Source organism: Butyrivibrio sp. AE3009 (genome assembly GCF_000420845.1).
GTDB lineage: Bacteria > Bacillota > Clostridia > Lachnospirales > Lachnospiraceae > Butyrivibrio.
Genome location: NZ_ATVS01000006.1, coordinates 73,321 through 93,188, shown reverse-complemented (window position 1 = coordinate 93,188; position 19,868 = coordinate 73,321). Strand labels below are relative to the sequence as shown.

Annotated in this window: 9 protein-coding genes; all 9 read left to right on the top strand. The window is 46.8% G+C overall.

All coding sequences use genetic code 11. From position 1 onward, the window contains the following. Window positions 1-2: 2 nt before the first annotated feature. Window positions 3-1,091, top strand: a complete 1,089-nt coding sequence (locus tag G588_RS21290) for a glycosyltransferase family 4 protein (RefSeq protein WP_022777669.1) — start codon at window positions 3-5, stop codon at window positions 1,089-1,091. After that, on the top strand, window positions 1,088-2,557 hold the full coding sequence (locus G588_RS0105045; RefSeq protein WP_022777668.1) for a hypothetical protein: 1,470 nt from the start codon (window positions 1,088-1,090) through the stop codon (window positions 2,555-2,557). Before G588_RS21290 ends, G588_RS0105045 begins: the two co-directional genes overlap by 4 nt. Window positions 2,558-2,603: 46 nt before the next feature. After that, window positions 2,604-3,575: a glycosyltransferase family 2 protein gene (locus G588_RS21285; RefSeq protein ID WP_022777667.1), complete on the top strand. Its 972-nt coding sequence runs from the start codon at window positions 2,604-2,606 to the stop codon at window positions 3,573-3,575. Window positions 3,576-3,589: 14 nt separating this feature from the next. After that, window positions 3,590-5,131, top strand: coding sequence for a hypothetical protein (locus G588_RS0105035; protein ID WP_022777666.1), 1,542 nt, complete (start codon window positions 3,590-3,592; stop codon window positions 5,129-5,131). Then, entirely contained in the window at window positions 5,128-6,348 is a 1,221-nt protein-coding gene (locus G588_RS0105030) for a glycosyltransferase (protein WP_022777665.1), read from the top strand. The genes G588_RS0105035 and G588_RS0105030 overlap by 4 nt, the downstream gene beginning before the upstream one ends. A gap of 195 nt (window positions 6,349-6,543) precedes the next feature. After that, window positions 6,544-7,161 carry a superoxide dismutase gene (locus G588_RS0105025; RefSeq protein WP_022777664.1) on the top strand — a complete coding sequence of 206 codons (618 nt, stop codon included), beginning with the start codon at window positions 6,544-6,546 and terminating at the stop codon, window positions 7,159-7,161. Window positions 7,162-7,215: 54 nt separating this feature from the next. Then, window positions 7,216-14,082 (top strand): Ig-like domain-containing protein, encoded by a 6,867-nt coding sequence (locus G588_RS0105020; protein WP_022777663.1) that lies wholly within the window; start codon window positions 7,216-7,218, stop codon window positions 14,080-14,082. A 108-nt stretch (window positions 14,083-14,190) separates the two neighbouring features. Then, complete coding sequence (locus tag G588_RS21280) at window positions 14,191-18,012, top strand: S8 family serine peptidase (protein WP_022777662.1); 3,822 nt, start codon at window positions 14,191-14,193, stop codon at window positions 18,010-18,012. A gap of 157 nt (window positions 18,013-18,169) precedes the next feature. Continuing rightward, the gene (locus G588_RS19220) at window positions 18,170-19,867 is read left to right on the top strand and encodes an LTA synthase family protein (protein ID WP_022777661.1); all 1,698 of its coding nucleotides are present in this window, start codon (window positions 18,170-18,172) and stop codon (window positions 19,865-19,867) included. Window position 19,868 lies beyond the last annotated feature (1 nt).

Sequence of the window (19,868 nt, the reverse complement as noted above, 5' to 3'; positions counted from 1 at the left end):
CTATGAAAAAAGTACTTCACCTTCTAGCCGGCGGAGGGGCCGGCGGAATAGAGATATTATGTGAGCAGATTGGGCTACTTGGTAAAGAGAGGCATGAATTCTGCTTTCTTTTTGGCATGGGCGAAATTGCTGACAGGATGAGAGGTGAAGGACTTCAGGTTTATGACATAACGGAAGGCTCTTTTTTAAATAAGCTGGGACGGCTCAAGGCGCTGGCGAGGAAAAATGGCTATGATGCAGTGATAGTGCATCATGAGGGAGTAGGAACCTACTTGTTCTATTATCTGTTGCATAAAACTGTAAAAGCCCCCAAATATTTTAAATACCTTCATTGCTCATTTGAGGACAGATTTTTTTATACAGGAAATAAGCTCAAGGACAAGTTGCATTACATGCTTCTGACCAAAGTTTTACGATCGTCCGATGCACTAATTGCAGTTTCTGAGTTTACTAAAAAAAGCTACGTTGAAGAATTTAAGCTTTCGCCGGATAAGGTGAAAGTTGTATATAACGGAATAAAAGCAATAGAAGATGAAGCGCGCTCAAAGGAGCATGACAATGCTAATCTTCTCTATATCGGACGACTTGTCGATGTTAAGGGCGTGGATGTACTCGTAGATGCGCTGGGAATTCTCGTTAATGATGAGAAGCTGTGCCATATTCATCTTGATATACTGGGAGATGGCCCCGCAAGGGTAGAATTGGAGCAAAAAGCGAAGGCACTTGGTCTTAAGGACATCGTGACTTTCTACGGCGTTCAGCTTAATAAGGCACCTTTTTATGATAAGGCGAAGATCTTCGTCTATCCTCCGATATGGCAGGAGGCCTTTGGCATATCCATTATAGAGGCGATGTCTCAGGGGCTTATCTGCGTGGCTTCAGACGTGGGCGGAATTCCGGAGATCATAACGGACGGACAGGATGGTCTGTTATTTGAGGCGGGAAGTCCCAAGGCTCTCGCAGAGGCTCTTAATAAGGCCATCGCAATTACAGGGGGAAGCGATGCTGCAGAATTTATCAAGGCTTCGAGACGCCGCGCAGCAGATTTTACCATTGAGAAATCCATTGAGGGACTGGAGAGTATTGTATGAAAAACAAGGCTTTGAACATAGCTTTTTACTTATGTATTTTTATAGGGCTCTTTTCATTTTTTTACATAGCCCATCCCATGATTTTGTTTAATGCAGACGATTGGACCTATGTGAGCTACTGGAGAAGGCCCCTTCCGATTCCGGGAAGCTTTAATGGAATAAAGGTATTTCCCGAGACCTTTTTTGCCTTTGTCTCTGAGATCGGGGCATATGTGGTTTATCCATTTTTGAAGGATTATCTTAAGTCAATGGCCTTTATCTATGCATTTGTTGTATCAGGTGCGATCCTTGTTTATGTAATGCTTCTGGAGCGAGTTATCAGACGAGTTAATAAGGAGGAGTGGAGTAGCAGGGCCATAACTCTGATTTTTTTGTTTCTGCATTTTCTGATATTCAAAAACGACTGGACAGGGAATGAGCATCTTTTCTATGCCCAGGATCCCAACTGTGTATTTAACTATATTCTGCCGGCGCTGTTAAATGCCGGTCTTGTTCTGTTTCTTATGGAAAAAGAGTGGGACGGAACCAGTATTTCTGCGGATATTCTGCAGAAGAGAGTTGGAGCGGCAGGGGCAGCGGCTTTGGTACTTGCAATGTATCTGTCTGTGTTCTCGAGTATGTTTCACAACATTATTTTTGCCACCTTCTGTGGCGTTAAGCTGATCACTTTTTTACCTAAGAAATTTAACAATACTGAGCTTAAGAAGTTTATGTCCAACACCTGGTTCTATGTATCGGGACTTGGTCTGTGGTTTGTTGCTCTTATTGTGCAGGCGATGGATCAGAGAAATGCCGCGGTTAAGCAGCAGGAGAGCAAGGCAGGGCTGTCAGAAGCTATCCTTGGATTTGTCAAAAAGATGGGCTCCGTAAACAAGATGGCAGCTCTTATCATCATAGTTATAATTGCTATAGCCATCATCAGAGCAGTCAGAGAGAAGCTTAAGATGAATGCAATGCCGGTTATCATAGCATCGGGGATTCTTACAACCATCTACCTGATACTTATGGCAGCAGTTGCGGGGAAGGGTTATATCAAGCGAAGTGATGTGCTTGTATCTGCCTTTTTCTGGGCGTTTACCGCAGTGGCGTTAATGCTGGCCTATATCATGAAGGAGAGCCGATTAAGCTTGGTTTTGCTGGTGCTCACTTTTATTCTTGGAGCCCAGAGCCTTAATTACTGTAAATCCTATGCAGATTACAACGTATTTGGTCTTGCCTGGGAGCAGACCTACGCTGCAGGACAGGATATTCTGGCACAGTTTGAGGAAGCCGACGAAAAAGGCATGTCCGAACTTGAGCTTCATGTGACGGACAACGAAGCCTGGAACAATACCTGGCCTTATCCTGAGTACGTAGGAGATGCCATTTCCGACACGCTGTTCAGACATGGTATTATTAAAAAGCAGATCAAAACCACTGTGGTTTATGACAAGAGCAAAAATGCGGAACTGGGTATTAATTATTAAGGTTTGTGCAGATAAAGTTAGTGATATTAATTTGGAGTATTAAACATTGGAAAATACTAAGATAAGCATCGTTGTACCTATCTACAACGCAGAAAAGTACATAGACCGCTGCGTTAGCAGCATTCTCGCCCAGAGCTACCGTAATCTGGAGGTGCTCCTTATGGACGATGGCTCAACGGACGGTACACCGGCTATCCTGGATGATTTTGCCAAAAAGGATGATAGAGTAAGGGTGATTCACAAGGAGAATACGGGACATGCCAATTCCCGTAACTGCGGGCTGCTTGAGGCGACCGGTGAGTTCATCACCTTCATGGACTGCGATGATTACATGCATCCGGATTTTATTGATAAAATGTACGGGGCTATCTGCGAGGATGGATCGGACATGGCCTGTTGCTCCTTCAGATATGTTGATGAAGAGGGAAAGGAGCTGGACTGGACTACGCCTGTCCTTGACAGAAAGGCTGTATCAAGCGCCGACGCTCAGAGAGACTTTCTTTTGACGCACAATATCGAGGGCTTTTCCTGGAACAAGCTTGTAAGACGCAGCATCATGATGGAGCAGGGGCTTCGCTACGCAGAGGATCAGAAGGCCTTCGTTGATATGCTGCTGTGGTACAGGTTCATTTCTTTTTCAGGCAGGGTCAGCTATGTAGCTGACAAGCTCTATGATTATTATCAGATGCCGGGCTCTGTTGTTCATTCCATCGGGGATGAGAAGATGGGTAACTTCGTGACCACCACAACGAATATCAGGCAGCAGGCCACGGAGAACGGACTTGGCAGAGAGGGGGAGTACTATCAGACCTCCAGAATGTTAAGCCAGGTATATGACCAGATAAGGATCGACGTAAAGAGCGGGCTTAAATCCGGGTTCCTGCGTAAATACGGTTGGGAACAGCTCTTTGGTGCTCCCGGAAAAGAAGTAAGAAAGAGGATCAGGAGCTTCTCCAAGGAGTGGGAGATCATGAGAGGTATTAAGCTTCTGCTCATTGGCCTGTACCTGAAGAAGTAAAAGGGTATTATTCAATGAAAAAAGACACAGCTAAACTTAAATGCATATTTTGGGCACTGGTCCTTGTTGCAAGCCTTATCCCGGTATTTATGCTGGCACCTTATGATGCGGCAGCGGGAGATGATTACAACTACGGGGCAGCAGCGCACCTTGCTTACAAGGCTACAGGGTCGGTCCTTGCGGCTGTGAAGGCTGCGGCAGGCACCACTTTATATACCTACAAGACCTGGCAGGGAACCTGGTTTGACTGCTTCGTGTTCTGCCTTCACCCGGAGGTGTTCTCGGACAGGGGATATGTGCTTGTGCCCTTTATTTTCGTGATATTGCAGATAATTGCCTATACGATATTTGCTCATCATTTTATCAAGGAAAAATGGAGACTTGGGGGCCTGTACTATCTTGAGGCTGCCCTTATTTTTCTGACTTTCAGTTTCCAGCTGGTTCCTTCACAGAAATCAGCAATTTTCTGGTGGGTCGGTTCGGTTCACTATGCGATGCCAATGTGTATGGCTCTTATCGGAGTAGTGCTGGGAGACAGATTCCTGGAAAGAGGTAAGACAGGGGATCTGATCGGATTGTCGGTTATAGCTGCTCTTATGGGCGGCGCCACTTACCCGGCAGCGCTGCTTCTTCCCATTGTTGTATTCGTACTGTGGCTGGAGAGGGCTGTTATCAGGAGAGAGGCGGCAAGGAGGGATGCACTTCTTGTGATCCCTCTTATTCTTGAGGGAATAGGACTGTATCTTAGCTTTGCGGCGCCCGGCAACGCAGTAAGGAGCGCCACGGATATCGGTAACGGCGCAGAGCCCACAGGGGGCGCAGTGGCTACAATTCTGGCCAGCATTACTTTTTCCGTTACTGATGCATACGAGAGTTTCATTTGTCAAAAGACGCTTGTTATCGCGGGAGTTCTGATCATTGCTATATCTGCTATTCCTGCGCTGTTTGAACTTAAGAGCAGGGACAAGGCTATGTTTAGAAAGCGATTTTTCCATCCGGTACTGTTTATTGCGACAGCTTTTTTGATCAACGCTGCCATGTATGCGCCAAGGCTCTATGCGGGAGGAGTGGTATCCTCAGGTTATTTTAACTTTAATTTCTGGGTGTTCTTCCTGTGCATTACGGCTTGTGCTATATATCTTATGGGCTTTGTTATTGCACTTTTGAATCTTGAGCCCTCAGGGAAGTCCGGCAACATCTTAGGATATGTGATTATGATCGGAGCGATTCTTGTGTGTGCTTATTTTGGGCGTCACGGGATTAAGGAATATACGGATTATGTCTGCCTTGAGTATTACCTCAGCGGACAGGCTGCGGATTACAAGGACCAGATCGAGCTTCAGAGAAGACTCATGGAGGAGGAAGGCGTCACGGACGTCATAGTTCCCGGAATCAACAATGAGCAGGGACCTCTTATGCACATGCCTGTGGTGGAGGATCCCAAGAATATCGATAATTATATGACTGCGCTTTTTTACGGCAAAAACAGCTGCAGGTCCATGCCAAGACCTGAATGGATAGCACAGTACGGTGAGAAATACGGAGTTTCGCAATGAAGATTTTAATGGTAAATAAATTCCTCCATCCAAACGGCGGATCGGAGACCTATATTTTTAAGCTGGGAGAGGCTCTTGTAAGACAGGGCCATGAGGTACAGTACTTCGGTATGGAGCATGAGGGAAGGTGTGTTTCCAATAACGTTGGAGCCTATACTTCAGACATGGATTTCCATGGTGGTTCCAAATTGTCCAAGCTGACCTATCCCATCAAGACCATCTACAGCAAAGAGGCAAGGCAGAAGATAAGGCTGGTGCTGGAGGATTTTCAGCCTGATGTGGTGCATCTTAATAATTTCAACTACCAGCTGACACCGTCGGTTATTCTCGAGGTTGTAAAGTGGAGGAAGCAGGCGGGCAGGGACTGCAGAATAGTATTTACAGCCCATGATTATCAGCTTCTTTGCCCTAATCATATGATGAACAACCCGGAGAGCCGCCTTAACTGCGAGAAGTGCCTGGGTGGGCATTTCGGCAACTGCGTCAAGGACAAATGCATTCACGGCTCTGCGGCAAAATCTCTGGTGGGAGCTACCGAGGCGGCCTTCTGGAATGCCAAGGGAACCTATAAATATATCGACAAGATCATCTGCTGCTCAGAGTTCATGAAGCGGAAGATGGATACCAATCCGGTATTCGCGGATAAGACCGTGGCTATGCACAACTTCGTGGAGCCAATGAAGGCGGAGGGAACAGCGGATCCTACGCTCAAGCTTCCACCGGTATATGTACTGTATTTTGGCAGATATTCCTGGGAAAAGGGCATGGGAACACTTCTTAGTGCTTGCGATATGCTGCCGGAGATAGACTTCGTTTTTGCCGGCAAGGGTGAATACAAGGAGGCTATAGATAGCCTTCCCTATGCGACAGATGTGGGCTTCAGAACAGGAGCAGACCTCAGAAAGCTTATCAGCGGTGCACTTTTTACCGTGTACCCATCCGAGTGGTATGAGAACAATCCTTTCTCTGTTATGGAGAGCCAGCAGCTGGGAGTTCCCGTTATCGGTGCCAACATAGGAGGAATCCCGGAGCTTATCCAGGACGGCGTAACGGGGCGCCTCTTTGAACCCGGCGATGCCAAGGACCTGGCAGCCATCATGAAGTTCCACTGGGACAATCCCGAGGTGCTTGAGCGCTACAGGAATAATCTTAAGGAACTTCAGCGCATGGACGCAGATGAATATGCGAAGTGGATCACGGAGAGTGTGTATTCGTAAGTTAAACGGAAACTGCAGTGCAGTATTAAGTTTATTATATTTTTATTAAATTGGGTAAAATAAGGCATTTGCAGAGCCTGTGGACGAAACTAATATTCAATAATATGATAAAATAGATATGTGTAGCCGTATTATTCAGCGCTGCACATATCTTTTTTTATTGGCAGAAAACATATAGAAGAAAGGGGCCTAATTATGTTTGAACAGGTGAAATTATCTTACGATGTTAACGGTCTTGAGCCGCATATAGATCGGCTCACGATAGAGACTCATTACGGCAAGCACCATGCTGCCTATACCAAGACCTTCAATGAGCTGGCCGAGAAGGCTGGGATGGCAGATAAAGAGGTCGAGGAGATCCTGGCAAGCCTTGATAAGGTGGCTGATGAGACCTTGAGAAAAGGGCTCCGCAATCAGGGCGGCGGCTATTATAACCACAACCTGTATTTCATGACGCTTTCTCCTGGTCCTGCGAAGGCTCCTGTAGGGAAGCTTGCGGATAAGATAAATGCTACCTTCGGAAGCCTCGAGGAAGTAATAGATCAGCTCTCCAAGGCAGCTGCAGGGCAGTTTGGCTCAGGCTGGTCATTCCTTTCTGCCGATAAGGAAGGGAACCTTTTTGTTACCGCATCTCCCAACCAGGACAATCCTATCAGTGAAGGCACAGGAAGAATCCCGATCCTTGCACTGGATGTATGGGAGCACGCATATTACCTTAAATACAAGAATCTCAGAGCGGACTATATAAAGGAGTTCTGGCAGGTACTCGACTGGAACGTTGTTTCCGCTCTTTATGACAAAATAACAGGCTGATCATTAAAAGAAACTTCATCGTAAATACTTATCTTGTGAGGGGGATTGGTTTTTATGAAGAGAAGGCTGATATCATTTCTTTTGGCTACCTCTATGGTGCTGACGAGCGGTACAAGCGCACTGGCAGTATCTTCGGAGGAAGCTCTTTTCGGCGACCTCGAGGAAGAGATTGAAATCTCGGAAGAAGATACGGGCGAAGTAGCAGAAATAGCAGAAGATCAAGGCGAAGACTTTGGAGGAGACAGCGATGTCACTCCAGATGAGGACTTTCAGGAAGAACTTGAAGAAGTGCTGCCGGAAGAGTCTTTTTCTGATGCCATAGAGGAAGAGATTCTGATAGATGAGAGCTCCCCGGAAGATGAGGATATCGGTGATATCTCATCCTACTTCCCGGAGGGAACAGAAGAAAAGAGCATCGCCACCGGTTACAGAGAGCTGGGGCATAAGGTACACATAGGAAGCCTTGAGGGAGAAGACCTCTCAGGGACGTCACTTATGTCTGCCGACGAGGAGCTTGAGCCTTATTATGTAACTCCGAATCTTCCGCCGTTGCAGGATCAGGGAGACTACGGAACCTGCTGGGCCTTCTCAGCTCTGTCAGCGGCAGAGATCAATATGATGAATAACGGGGTCCTTCCATGGGACTATATCCCCGACTATTCCAAGCTGCATCTGGCTTATTTTTCCTACAGAACAGTGGAAGATCCTCTTGGGGGGACCAGAGGAGATTATAATGGGTGCTATGAAAAAGGCACCGGCATGCTCAATCTTGGTGGCAACGTTTTCCTTGCTGAGAATGTGCTTGCCAACTGGACTGGTGCGGCCTCTGAGGAGGTTCTGCCCTATTCTGAATGTCCGGAGCTTAATGAGAAAATCATCGACGAAGGCCTTGCCTATGACGACATGGCACATCTACAGGGCTACTATGACCAGGAGTACAGCAGTGACAACTTAGAGCCCATCAAGAATCTGATCAAAAAATGCGGCGCAGTCAGCATCAGCTTCTACGCCATCAATCCCTTCAGCGGCGGAACGGACTATGCAGTCTACAATGCCAAGTATAATTCCTACTACAATCCCGAAGTTAACTGTGCCAACCACGCTGTCTCAGTAGTTGGATGGGATGACAATTTCCCAAAGGAGAATTTCTCAGTTAAGCCCCCCGAGGACGGAGCATGGCTTGTTAGAAACAGCTGGACAAACGGCGAACTTGAGGATAGCCAGGAATACGACGGATATTTCTGGATGTCCTACTATGAGGGAAGTCTGTACGATTATGTCCACGCCTTTGATTTTGAGTCAGCGGACAATTATGACAACAATTATCAATATGACGGCGGTATGGATGTTGAGAGCATCTATGCCAAAAAAGCTGCCAATGTTTTCACCTCCAGGGCTCCCGGCGGAGCGGGCGGTGAGACCTTAGAGGCTGTGGGCTTCTACAGCGGCTATGCAGATACGGATTATATAGTTTCTGTTTATACGGATCTAACGGATGCGGCTACCAATCCCGAGAGCGGCAAGCTCGTCAGCAGCGTGACAGGAAGGCTGACCTATGCGGGTTTTACCACAGTCAAACTTGACACTCCTGTCATACTTTCGCCGGATACGGTCTTTTCCGTTGTTGTGGAGCTTATGGAGCAGCCGGAATATGAAAACCAGACCGACGACTCCAGGAAGGGCTATTTTGGTTATGAGTGTGAAGCCAATTCCTGGTACACGGTTGAAACATCTGCGGAGCCCGGCCAGAGCTTTTTGAAGACCGATATAGAGGCCGAATGGTCAGACTTTGGGCAGGAGAGCAGCGCTAACATCAAGATCAAGGCCTATACCAGGGATAACGACGGAGATTTGGAAGATACAGTTGCTCCCACCGAGATCGTTTTTGACGCAGATATGGAGGATATGGTTCTTGGCATCAGTGAGTCAAGAAGGATCAAGGCGACCGTCCTTCCAAGCAGTGCAACCAGCAAAAAGCTTGAGTATTTCAGCAGTGATGACAGCATTGTCAGCATAGTTAAGGGATATCTCTACGGTAAGGGTCAGGGAACTGCCACCATAACCGCAAGAGCCACCATTGCAGATGCTGATGGCAACTATGCACAGAATAGCTTTAATGTAACTGTAGAACCAAGGCTCCTTGGCTTTACCATAGATGGCTGCGAAGACCTTGAGATGGGCAAAGAATACGACTTTAACCTTAAGTCCATTCCCAAGGAGGCAGAGCTTCCTGATGATACTATCTGGCTTTCCTCGGATCCCAAGGTGGCGGAGGTTGATATCGCCACAGGCCGCGTTACGGCTCATGAAGTGGGAAGCACCATGATTACAGCCCTCTGCGGTGATGAGAGCGAATCCATCTTCGTGTGGGTATATCCTGAGGCTCCTGTGGAGCTGCAGGCCAAGGTGGACAGGTTCAACAACGTCACACTCTTATGGGAGTCCTCCAGAGGCGCTCAGAAATACGAAATCGTAAGAAATGGTCTGGTGGTAAAAAAGATCACCGCTTCAGCAAATAAGGATGAATACTCTTTTGTTGATACGTCACTTCGTGGCAACTTCGAAAGTGAGGAGCTAAACTATGCTGTTCGAAGTGTCAGAAAGGATTTCTGGATCTGCGAGACCCTGTCGGTGCAGACCTATGAGAAAATTGAACTTGATCCCGACGGCGGTACCTGCGACAAGACCTATGCAGTGCGAATTCCCGGGCAGGAACCGGTAAGTCTTCCGATTCCGGGGAAAAAGGGCTACAGCTTCACAGAGTGGGAAGACTTCGCGGATAATCAGCTGATCGCAAGATATACACCTATTACTTACAGCATCAGCTTTGACGGCAACTGCGATAATGCAGAGGGCGTCATGACAGGGCTTATCTGTGAGTATGACAGGGAGGAAAATCTTCCCGAATGTGAATATATTAATACAGACGGACTGGATTTCGCCGGCTGGAATACAAGGCCTGACGGAAAGGGTAAGTCTATCGGAGACGGAGCAGCTGTCAAGAATCTCAGCAGCATTCAGGGGAGCGACGTAGCTCTATATGCTCAGTGGGAAGAGGCCAAGAGGACCGTTACCTTTGATACCATGGGAGGCAGCAAGATCGCTGCAGTGACCGTTACCCCAGGAGAGATGGTAGAGGCTCCTGAGAGAACACCTGTTAAGAGCGGCTTTGTCTTTGGCGGATGGTTCGTGGACAGTGACCTTGTAACGAGAGCTCTTTTCCCTATGGAGATTACAGAGGACATTACTCTGTATGCCAAGTGGGACAGCACTCAGAAGATGGTTCGGATAGAAGGTCCTAACGATGCTTCCGGAGGCGAGAATGTGCTCTATATCGGCAGCAAAGAGGGAAGAGAAGGCTACAGCCTCGAATTCTCCGCAGGAATAGTCCTTGGGGATGAAAGCACTGCCAAAGAGGGTGAGATCATCTGGACCACCTCAGATTACATGGTTGCAGGCTTTATGGAGAAGGAAGGAGGGAACCTTCTTAGCAGAATAAGAACTGATGGCTCCACAGGAAATAAGGTGACCGTAGCTATTTATTCAGAGGATACCGACCTTGACGGATATGCCGACAAGTGGCCGGAGGAGGGTAGAAATGCCTATATCTACGCAACATCTGCCACAGATGGCGCAGTATACGGCAGTGTTAAGGTGGTTGTCAAGGATCCTTCCAAGGGCAACGTGAAGTTTGGGGATTACAACGAGTTTAGGATAATGCATGGGGATACCATGTTGGCTTCCAGCACAGGAAGCGCCGGAGAGACTCTTACGGTTGTATCGGGAAAAGAAACAACTGTCACAGCAGTAGCTCTTCCTGAGGATTCTTTTGAGAAGTCAGTGAACTATACATCAGCCAATATAGCTGTCGCTACTGTATCTTCCGACGGTGTCGTCAAGGGTAAGAGCGCGGGAACCACGGTTATAACGGCTGCGCTTGCGGGAACCGGCCTTGAGGCAAGCTTCAGGGTATCGGTAAATGAAGAGATAACGGGAATTGTTTTGTCAGACAGTTCCCTTAAGGTTGGAGAAGGCAAGAACTTCGAGATAGAGGTCACAAGGATCCTTCCTTCGACAGGTAGCGGAGAGATTCAGTTCTCCAGCAGTAATGAAGCAGTAGTTGAGTTCACCCGGCTTACAACTAACGAAGATGGAAGGCCTGTAGCTGTATTTGCAGCAAGAGGAAAGGGCAAAGCAGTTATTACAGCCACAGCGGGCAGTGCCACCGCCAAATGCAGTGTACAGGTGGGGAATCCCTTGCAGAGTATTGAGATAAGTGCCGGCAAGGGAATGGTTGCTGTGGATAAGACTCTTAAGATCACTGCCAAGTTCAACGGCGGCAATAAGAAGCTCCAGCCTCTTAATAAGGACCTTAAGTGGCAGGTTACCAATCTTGACGGCTCTGCAACCGACAAGGCTGTCATAAATGAGAAGACAGGTAAACTCACCGCCATTAAGCCCGGCTGCGTAAGAGTAAGTGCTTCCTGCAAGACAGAAGGTGTCACTTCAGCTTACGATGACAGCTCAATTGTAAGGATCTATGTTCCTGTCAAAAAAGCGGCTCTTAGTGTGAGCGATGTCTCCATCAAGCCCGGCGGCGAATATGTTATAGCTCTTGAGTTTACACCCGCCAGCGTAGAAGGATATCCTTGCACCGGCGGCTATGACGAAAACGGCGAAGCAATAGCCATTACGGATATGGCAGACAGGATCACCTGGAATCTCAAGGATAACGACTATGTGAGCTGCGAAGAACTTACAGGTGGAAGGTGTCGCCTGGTAGCTGTGGCTACAGAGAGTAAGGGTACGATCACCCTTAAGGCCGGGTATCTGCCCTATGGTGCTACCAAGGCTAAGACCATATCCTGTAAGGTTAAGGTTACAAATAATGCCGTCAGCAAGATAGCTCTCTCAAAGACCAAAATAACCATGGGAAGAGGAGCTGATGCAACGATATCCGCAAGGCTTACTCCCACAGCTCCGGAGGAATCAGGAGTTGTATGGACCATTCCTTCCGAGTATGCACAGGATATCTGTTTCCTGGACGGAGATACCGAGCTGGAGCTCCTGCAGCTGACCACAAGTCTTGACCTTCCAGGAGGCAATACAGTAAGGATCAGGACCAAAGAGAATACGGAAGTTAAGAATAAAACCGTCAAACTCCTTGCAGAGACAGTGGCAGCCAATAAGAAGGGCGTTCATTTCAAGGCAACCTGCAGCGTCGTGATATACGGAAATGCCAACTGCATAGAGTTTACAGGGATTAACTATACACTTCAGAAGGGAAAGAGCTTTACTCCCAAGGCAACAGCTTATCTGGTTATCGGTGAGGAAAAGATCAAATCCGGAATTCAGAAGTTTACCTATAAGAGCGAAGATACAAGCGTTGCTACAGTAAACAGAAGTAGCGGCAAAGTAACTGCAGTGGGAGCCGGAAGTAGCAAGATCACCGCAACTTCCAATGACGGAAGCGGTCTTACCGCAAGCTTCACCGTCAGGGTATTTGAGCCGGTTACAAGTCTTACAATTGATAAGGCTTCGTTCTATATGGGACTTAAGAATGAGGACGCCGAGAGTGAGGCGGCGGCAGCAGAGAGTGCTCTTGCTTCCTACAATTTCCTTACACCGGTTGTACTTCCGGAGGGAGCCTTTGGAGATAACTGCAGCTTCACCTGGACTATCAGTAACAGCGCAGCGATGGAGACTGCGGTACTTAATACAGACACTTTTGCCGGAGTCAAGGATGTTACATCGGTTCAGAGAATACTGGCCGGGATGGATAACGCAGGCTTCTTTGCAAGTAATTCGGAAGTAGTGACAGGCCCCGGAGAAGGACTTGCGCTCAAGGCAGTAACCACCGGCACTGTGAATATCACAGTTACTTCCTCCAATGGTAAAAAAGCAAGTTGCACCGTCAAGATCAATGCTCATGTCAACGGAATAAACGTCATCACCGATTACAAGGCCATACCCGAGGATGGCAACACCGACAATGTGGCCTTCAACGAAGCAATCAAAAAGGCTCATGAGAACAGCATAAGCGGCAAGGGTTATACCGTTGTGTATGTGCCGGGCGGAACCTATGATATAGAAGCCTTTAATACCAACGAGGGCTCCAGCGAACTTACAACAGGAATCCATATGCTCTCCGGAGTCAGTCTTATCATGGACAGCGATGCGATTCTCAAAGTTAAGAGCAACGGAATGAGTGACTATGGTGTCATCTGCGTCAGAGGTGAAAAACTGAACTATGGCAATGGTGAAGTCGTTCCTGACAATGTTGTCATATCCGGCGGAGAGATAGCGGGAGAAGGAAGAAGGCATAGCGGCAGCGGCGGAGAAGGAGGCCACGGCATATATCTGGCAGGAGCCTGCAATGTCACCATTTCCGATATGTTCATTCACGATAACTGGGGAGATGGTATATACATCGGAACCAGAGCTCTTTTCAAGGCAAGCATCGGCTGCAGGAACATTACCGTGCAGAACTGCGATATCGCTGCTAATTGCAGAAACGGAATATCCATCGTTGACCTTGGAACAGACACGGATTACAAAAAAGGACTCAAGGTTGAGAACTGTATCATCAGGGACAGCCACGGACATGCACCGCAGTGCGGCATATATGTAGAGCCCAACAACAAGCCAAAGCAGGATGGCTACGTACAATCCGAGTTCATTATCTGCGATACCATCTATGTGAAGGATACTGACATTAACGCATATCAGGGCAAGAATGATGCGGAGCATACCTGCTTCATGACCCACAGGGATCCCAAAAACACTTCCTATGTCACAGCCAGAGATATCACCTTTGATCATTGCAGGATCAAAGGATGGTTTGGAAATTATTCGGGACAAAATCTGAAACTTACCGATACTTCGATAAGCGGTGAAAAGATTTTGGGGTCAAATCGCTGAAGATTTCGTGAGGTATGTGTTAAAAGTTGATAAAACCGCCCTTTTGACGTATTACTCGTTTATAATTAAAATGCAGTAGAGGAAAAATTATGAAAAGGAGTCATACGTTTGAGAAGCAATGGGGTAAAGGCAGCTAAGGTTTTATCTTGTATTATTGCTGCAGCTATTATCATAAACAGTACTCAAACAGCCTGCGCATCCTCGCAGGCTGCTTTTGATATGTCTATTGAGGAAGAACAGATATTGCTTGAAGAGGCAGTATCTTCGGAGGAAGAGAGTGAAATCTACGAAGAAGCATCTGATGATGCGAATATATCTTGGGACGATGAAATAGGAGTATCACAGGAAGAGGAAGTAATAATTCTTGAGGAAGCGGAGGACACGGAAGAAAACGGCTCTGTGATCTTAGATGATCAGGAAATGATCCTCGAAGAAGAAATCCTTGATAAGCTTGGCGAGGCTGAGCTGGAAGCAGCAGAGGAAATCATACTTACTGAGGAAGATATTGAAGTAAAGAATTCACTTGTCCAAAATGATGTCCTCGCAGATCTTCTGGAGATGGAAGAGGGCGAGGATTACGTGGAGGATCAGATCATCGCACTTGCCTCAGGCAATGAAGAAGCAGAGCTTATAGCCAGAGCCTATGGCGGAGAGTTGATTGATTTTTCCTACGGAGTTGCGACCATAAGTCTCAAGGACTGTGAACTTACCGTAGTTGAGGCCTTTCAGTACGGAATTAATCCTGATGTAAGTGTTCCGGCTGTAGAGCCTGATTATCTTCTTTCCTTTGACGATTATGAAGAAACCGGCGAAGACGAGGACTATGCTGATTTTACCAATTGGAATGATCAGTATTATATTGAGGGACATAACGATCCCCTGCTTAATCCCGCGGCCGGAAACTATCAGTGGCATCATGAGGTTATGGGATGTTTTGATGCCTGGAATGTGAGCCTTGGCAGCAGCGACATAACAGTTGCAGTAATTGATTCCGGTGTTAAGACAGATCATGACGATCTTAAAGACGCTATAGTTGATAATTATGAGCAGGTTAACAGTGATACAGCTGCTATCGGCATGAATGACAGCAATGATGATGGTTATGGACACGGAACCCATGTGGCGGGACTTATTGCAGCTTCCATCGGAAACGGCAAGGGAGGCTCAGGCGTTGCACCCGGCGCAAAGATTCTTCCGATAAATGTGTGCAAGCCTACAAAACCGGGGAGCCCCGTTGTGGATTATATGATAAAGGCTATTCAATATGTGGCCGGAGCCGTAGATGTTAACACCACAGAGGGCAAGGTTACTTATTACAAAGGCAGACGTGCGGACATCATTAACATGAGTATAGGTTCCAATACCTACAGCGCAGCTATGGAGGCGGCAGTTAATGCAGCCTATGCTCAGGGAGTTACTATCGTTGCAGCTATGGGAAACGACGGATCCAATCTGGTTAAATATCCCGCCAGATATGATCATGTGATAGGAGTTTGTGCCACCAAGAAGGACAATACTCTGGCCGAATTCTCAGACTTTGGCTCCTGGGCTGATATTTCTTCTCCGGGCTCAGGTATTTATTCCACATCCTGGTCCGGAACTGACAGATATGAATCCAAAGATGGAACTTCTATGGCATCCCCCATCATAGCGGGAGCCTGCGCTCTATATATGAGCTATAAAGGGCATGTGAGTCCCGATGCTATGGAAAAGGCACTGAAGCGTTCTGCAACCAAGGCTCTTCAGCCTGATTCAGGTGCAGGTGTTGTCAATGTGGCCGCTATGCTGGGAGTAAAAGCAACTACTCCTTCGCCTGTTTCTGCCAATCTTCCAATCAAGACCATAATTCTTGATAAGACCTACGTGACATTATCATCTCCGGCAGCAGGCGTTTCGGAGATTGCGAATATTAACGTCAGCAAGCTGGTTAATACAGAGAATCAAGATCTTACAGAGCTGGGAAGAACAGGTTACACTGAGCTAAAATGGAGCAGCTCCGATGAAAAGGTGGCCAGGATATCCGGAAGTACCGGGGGCTATGGCCTTACATCCGTTACTATTGTACCTGTAAGTACAGGAACTGCCACCATAACCTGTCAGGTTATGGATAAATCATCCAAAAAAGCTGTTTGTAAGGTCAAGGTTGTAGGTGACAAGGCTGTCACCGAAATTAGCCTTAAGTGTTACAACGCAAGTTCCTATGTAAAGACTGATGCCGTCGGCAAAGTTACTGCAGCTACTTTGTTTAAGGATGCGCCGGGCTCAGAACTTCTTATAGGTGATGACGAGGAACTGATAATTGTCGAGGATGAAAAGAGCTCTGCTATAGTCCTTAACGCTGAGCAGTCCACCAAAGACGGCGATTTCGAAGACTTTATCAAGGCTCCTGTCTTTAAAAACAGTAATTCCAAAGTAGTCAGAATGGATTATGCTGATGATTCAGGTAAGTCCATACTGCTTACGGCGCTGGCAAAGGGAACAGCCAAGATAACAGCGACTGCATCGGACGGCTCAGGAAAGAGCACCTCTGTATATATTACGGTTAAACAGATCGTTACGGGAATTGAGGTGACGGGACAGGCATATATTCAGGCGGGGACCAAGGCTACTTACAAGGCTACAGTCAAACCCTCCGATGCAAATAATAAGAAGGTTAAGTGGGAAGTAGGGGAGGACCCCGGAAACGGCAGATTAAGCTCTATAACCGGTGTGACCATAAGCTCAGGCGGAGTTGTAAGTGTAGCTAAGAATGCTGTTTTTTCAGGAGAAATATGTGTAAGAGCAACCTCAGAAGATGATGGCAGCATCACAGGCGAAACCACCTTTATGATAAGCCCGAGAGCCGAGAGCGTATATCTCAATACCAAGAGTGTCAGCGGCTCCGGAGATTCCTCAGTGCTGGCTCCCGCGGATGTGGGTAAGTATAAGAGTACTGTTACCTTGGTTGGATATGCCATTGTGCCGGGAAGTAAGATTTCGGGTAAGGTAAATTTCAGCTCTTCCAATCAAAAAGTTGCAAGTATAGAGAATGTAAGCTATGACAGCGCAACCGGTAGGTCAGAGGCAATAATCAGGGCTCATAAGAAGGGCAAGGTTACCATAACCTGCAGTGCGACAGATGGCAGCAAAAAGAGCGCGAAGCTCAAGTTCAGCGTTGTGATCCCTGTGTCTGGGCTTACGCTGACACTTAAGGATAACCTCAGAACCAACCTGGCCTATGGTGGCTCTGCTCAGGCTCTGGCTACTATTGGCAAGGCTTATGGCAAGCCTGATAATTCCAAGGTGATCTGGGACTACGATATAGTTGCCTACAGGGTTGACAGTGGCTATGATATGCTAAGCACAACCGATCCACAACTTTTGGAAGAGATTAAAAAGACCAAGAGTTTCTTTGAGTTTAACAAGGGTAAAATAAAGGTTAACAAAAAGGAAAAGTTTGAAACCTGCATCAGGAAGTATGGCTATGACAGCAAAGGTTCTGCAATCTACAAGGATTTCGGACTTAAGATAAGTGCAAGTACAGCCGACGGCTCGGGATTCTATAAGGAATCCTCCGTTATAAGAGCAATAGATAACGGAACCTATATCGATTTTTATCAATATATACCTAAGACTGTTAACAACAAAACTGAGTATACTCTCAATGAGAACAAGACCGATACAATAGTGGTCAGCCTGTCTGACAAAAAATACAATCCGATTATTGTGGATGTAAGATTTGATTCGGATGTGGCATCTACGATAAAAAGCGCAATGACTACCGTAAGCAGCAATACTTCGGTTGCTTCAGCTTACAGCGGATTACACAGCAGCTCAGGCATCACCGGACTTGTTATTTATCCCTATAAAATAGGTGAATCCAATATAATCATGACTTTGAGAGATGGTTCCGGATTCAAGCGTGCACTTAAGATAAAAGTTGTTGAATAGCATATTCGGTTTATCTTGTTTTTAAAAAATAAGGCTCTCATCAGTACACCGCTACTGATGGGAGTTTTTTATAGTTTTGAATTATATCCCTCGGTATAGTATTATATTGGGAGTGCATATTCGCAGAATATGACATTCTATATTGGAGAGAGAAGTAATGTTAAAAAAGAAGTTACAGGATTCCCGTTTTCTTATGGGAACACATTTATTTATAGTTTTATTGGGACTTGCCTGGATTGCATTGTCTATTAAGCTAAATGATAAGTTTGAGCAGTTCAACTGGTACTATCTTATTGGCATAGGAGTTCTTTTGGTTGCCAATACCGTCTTATGGTTCAGGACGCCACCAACTGACAGGAAACCAAAGCTTAACAAGCTGTTCCTGATTCTGGGATTTGCGGAGATAATACTGACAACAGGGCTTCTGATAGGCTTTTTTATACTGTATTTCAAGTTCTCCACCATCAATCTGAGTGAGCTGGCATGGCTGATGCACGCTGACATTACGGGAACCAATATTTCCACGTTTTACGGGGATATCATACGAGGCGTAATTGCGCTTATTCTGATAATTGTCGCATACTTTGGTCTGTTCAGACTGGCTAAGAAAAGGAATAAGCAGTCCCGATTTGTATTGTGGTGTTTCACCGTGTTTTTTGCAGGCTTCTGTATCGTATCCGGTATGCATTACAAGCATCTCATGGTGGGAGAGTACCTCAGAAATATCGGTAAATACTCACCCTTCATCGAGGATAACTATGTTGATGCCGGCAAGGTCGATATAACCTTCAAGGAAAAGAGAAATCTGATCTACATCTATCTTGAGTCAATGGAGCCCACCTTCGCAGGCATAGAGAACGGCGGAGCTACACAGGAAGACATCATTCCGGAGCTTACCGCTATTGCGCAGGAGAACATGGACTTTGGAGAGGGCAGTGCACTTAACGGAGCCTATGCCCTTAACGGAGCAACCTACACCATGGGAGCAATGGCCGCCATGACTTCGGGCGTTGGAGTCAGCGAGGACTTTTTTGACAACCATATCAGAAACAATGTCTGGGAGAAGGATGAGTACGTAACGGACTATTTGCCCGGTGTCTGGTCCCTGGGCCAGGTCCTTGAGGAGAACGGCTACAAAAATATGCTTATGATCGGCTCTAAGGCAGGCTTTTCCGGTAGAGACGTATTCTTTACCAATCATGGAAATTACGAGATCTTTGATTATGACACTGCTGTCGAAAGAGGCTACATCCCTGAGGACTACTACAGATGGTGGGGCTTTGAGGACGCCAAGCTCTATGAGTATGCAAGAGATGAGGTGACGAAACTTGCGGCTGCAGACGAGCCCTTCAACCTTACACTTCTTACGGTGGATACTCATTTTACCGGAGGCTATGTATGCCAGCTCTGCGGCAACAAATATGATGAGCAGTACAGCAATGTATATGCCTGCGCCAGCAAGCAGCTCTCGGATTTCCTTGAGTGGATCAAACAGCAGGACTTTTATGAGAACACGACAGTGATAATTGCAGGCGATCATCCTACAATGGACACTGAGTATATCAGCAAAATGGGAATATCCGATGAATATGAGAGGAAATCATATATTGCAGTGATCAACCCTGCCAAGGACTGCGTAGAGCGTCCCAGGGTTTACACCACCTTTGATATGTATCCCACAACCCTTGCTTCCATCGGTGCTACCATTCAGGGAGACAGACTGGGACTTGGAACCAACCTTTTTTCCGACAAGCCCACGCTTATTGAGAAATACGGATATCAGGAGATGAGCACGCAGCTTCTTCAGCGCTCGCTCTTCTATGAACAGAATCTTGCGGGGAGACTTCAGAAATAAC

Excerpts from the sequence above, each read along its gene's own strand:
- G588_RS21290 (WP_022777669.1), top strand. The coding sequence starts at position 3 with ATGAAAAAAGTACTTCACCTTCTAGCCGGCGGAGGGGCCGGCGGAATA.
- G588_RS0105045 (WP_022777668.1), top strand. The coding sequence starts at position 1,088 with ATGAAAAACAAGGCTTTGAACATAGCTTTTTACTTATGTATTTTTATA.
- G588_RS0105035 (WP_022777666.1), top strand. The coding sequence starts at position 3,590 with ATGAAAAAAGACACAGCTAAACTTAAATGCATATTTTGGGCACTGGTC.
- G588_RS0105030 (WP_022777665.1), top strand. The coding sequence starts at position 5,128 with ATGAAGATTTTAATGGTAAATAAATTCCTCCATCCAAACGGCGGATCG.
- G588_RS0105025 (WP_022777664.1), top strand. The coding sequence starts at position 6,544 with ATGTTTGAACAGGTGAAATTATCTTACGATGTTAACGGTCTTGAGCCG.
- G588_RS0105020 (WP_022777663.1), top strand. The coding sequence starts at position 7,216 with ATGAAGAGAAGGCTGATATCATTTCTTTTGGCTACCTCTATGGTGCTG.
- G588_RS19220 (WP_022777661.1), top strand. The coding sequence starts at position 18,170 with ATGTTAAAAAAGAAGTTACAGGATTCCCGTTTTCTTATGGGAACACAT.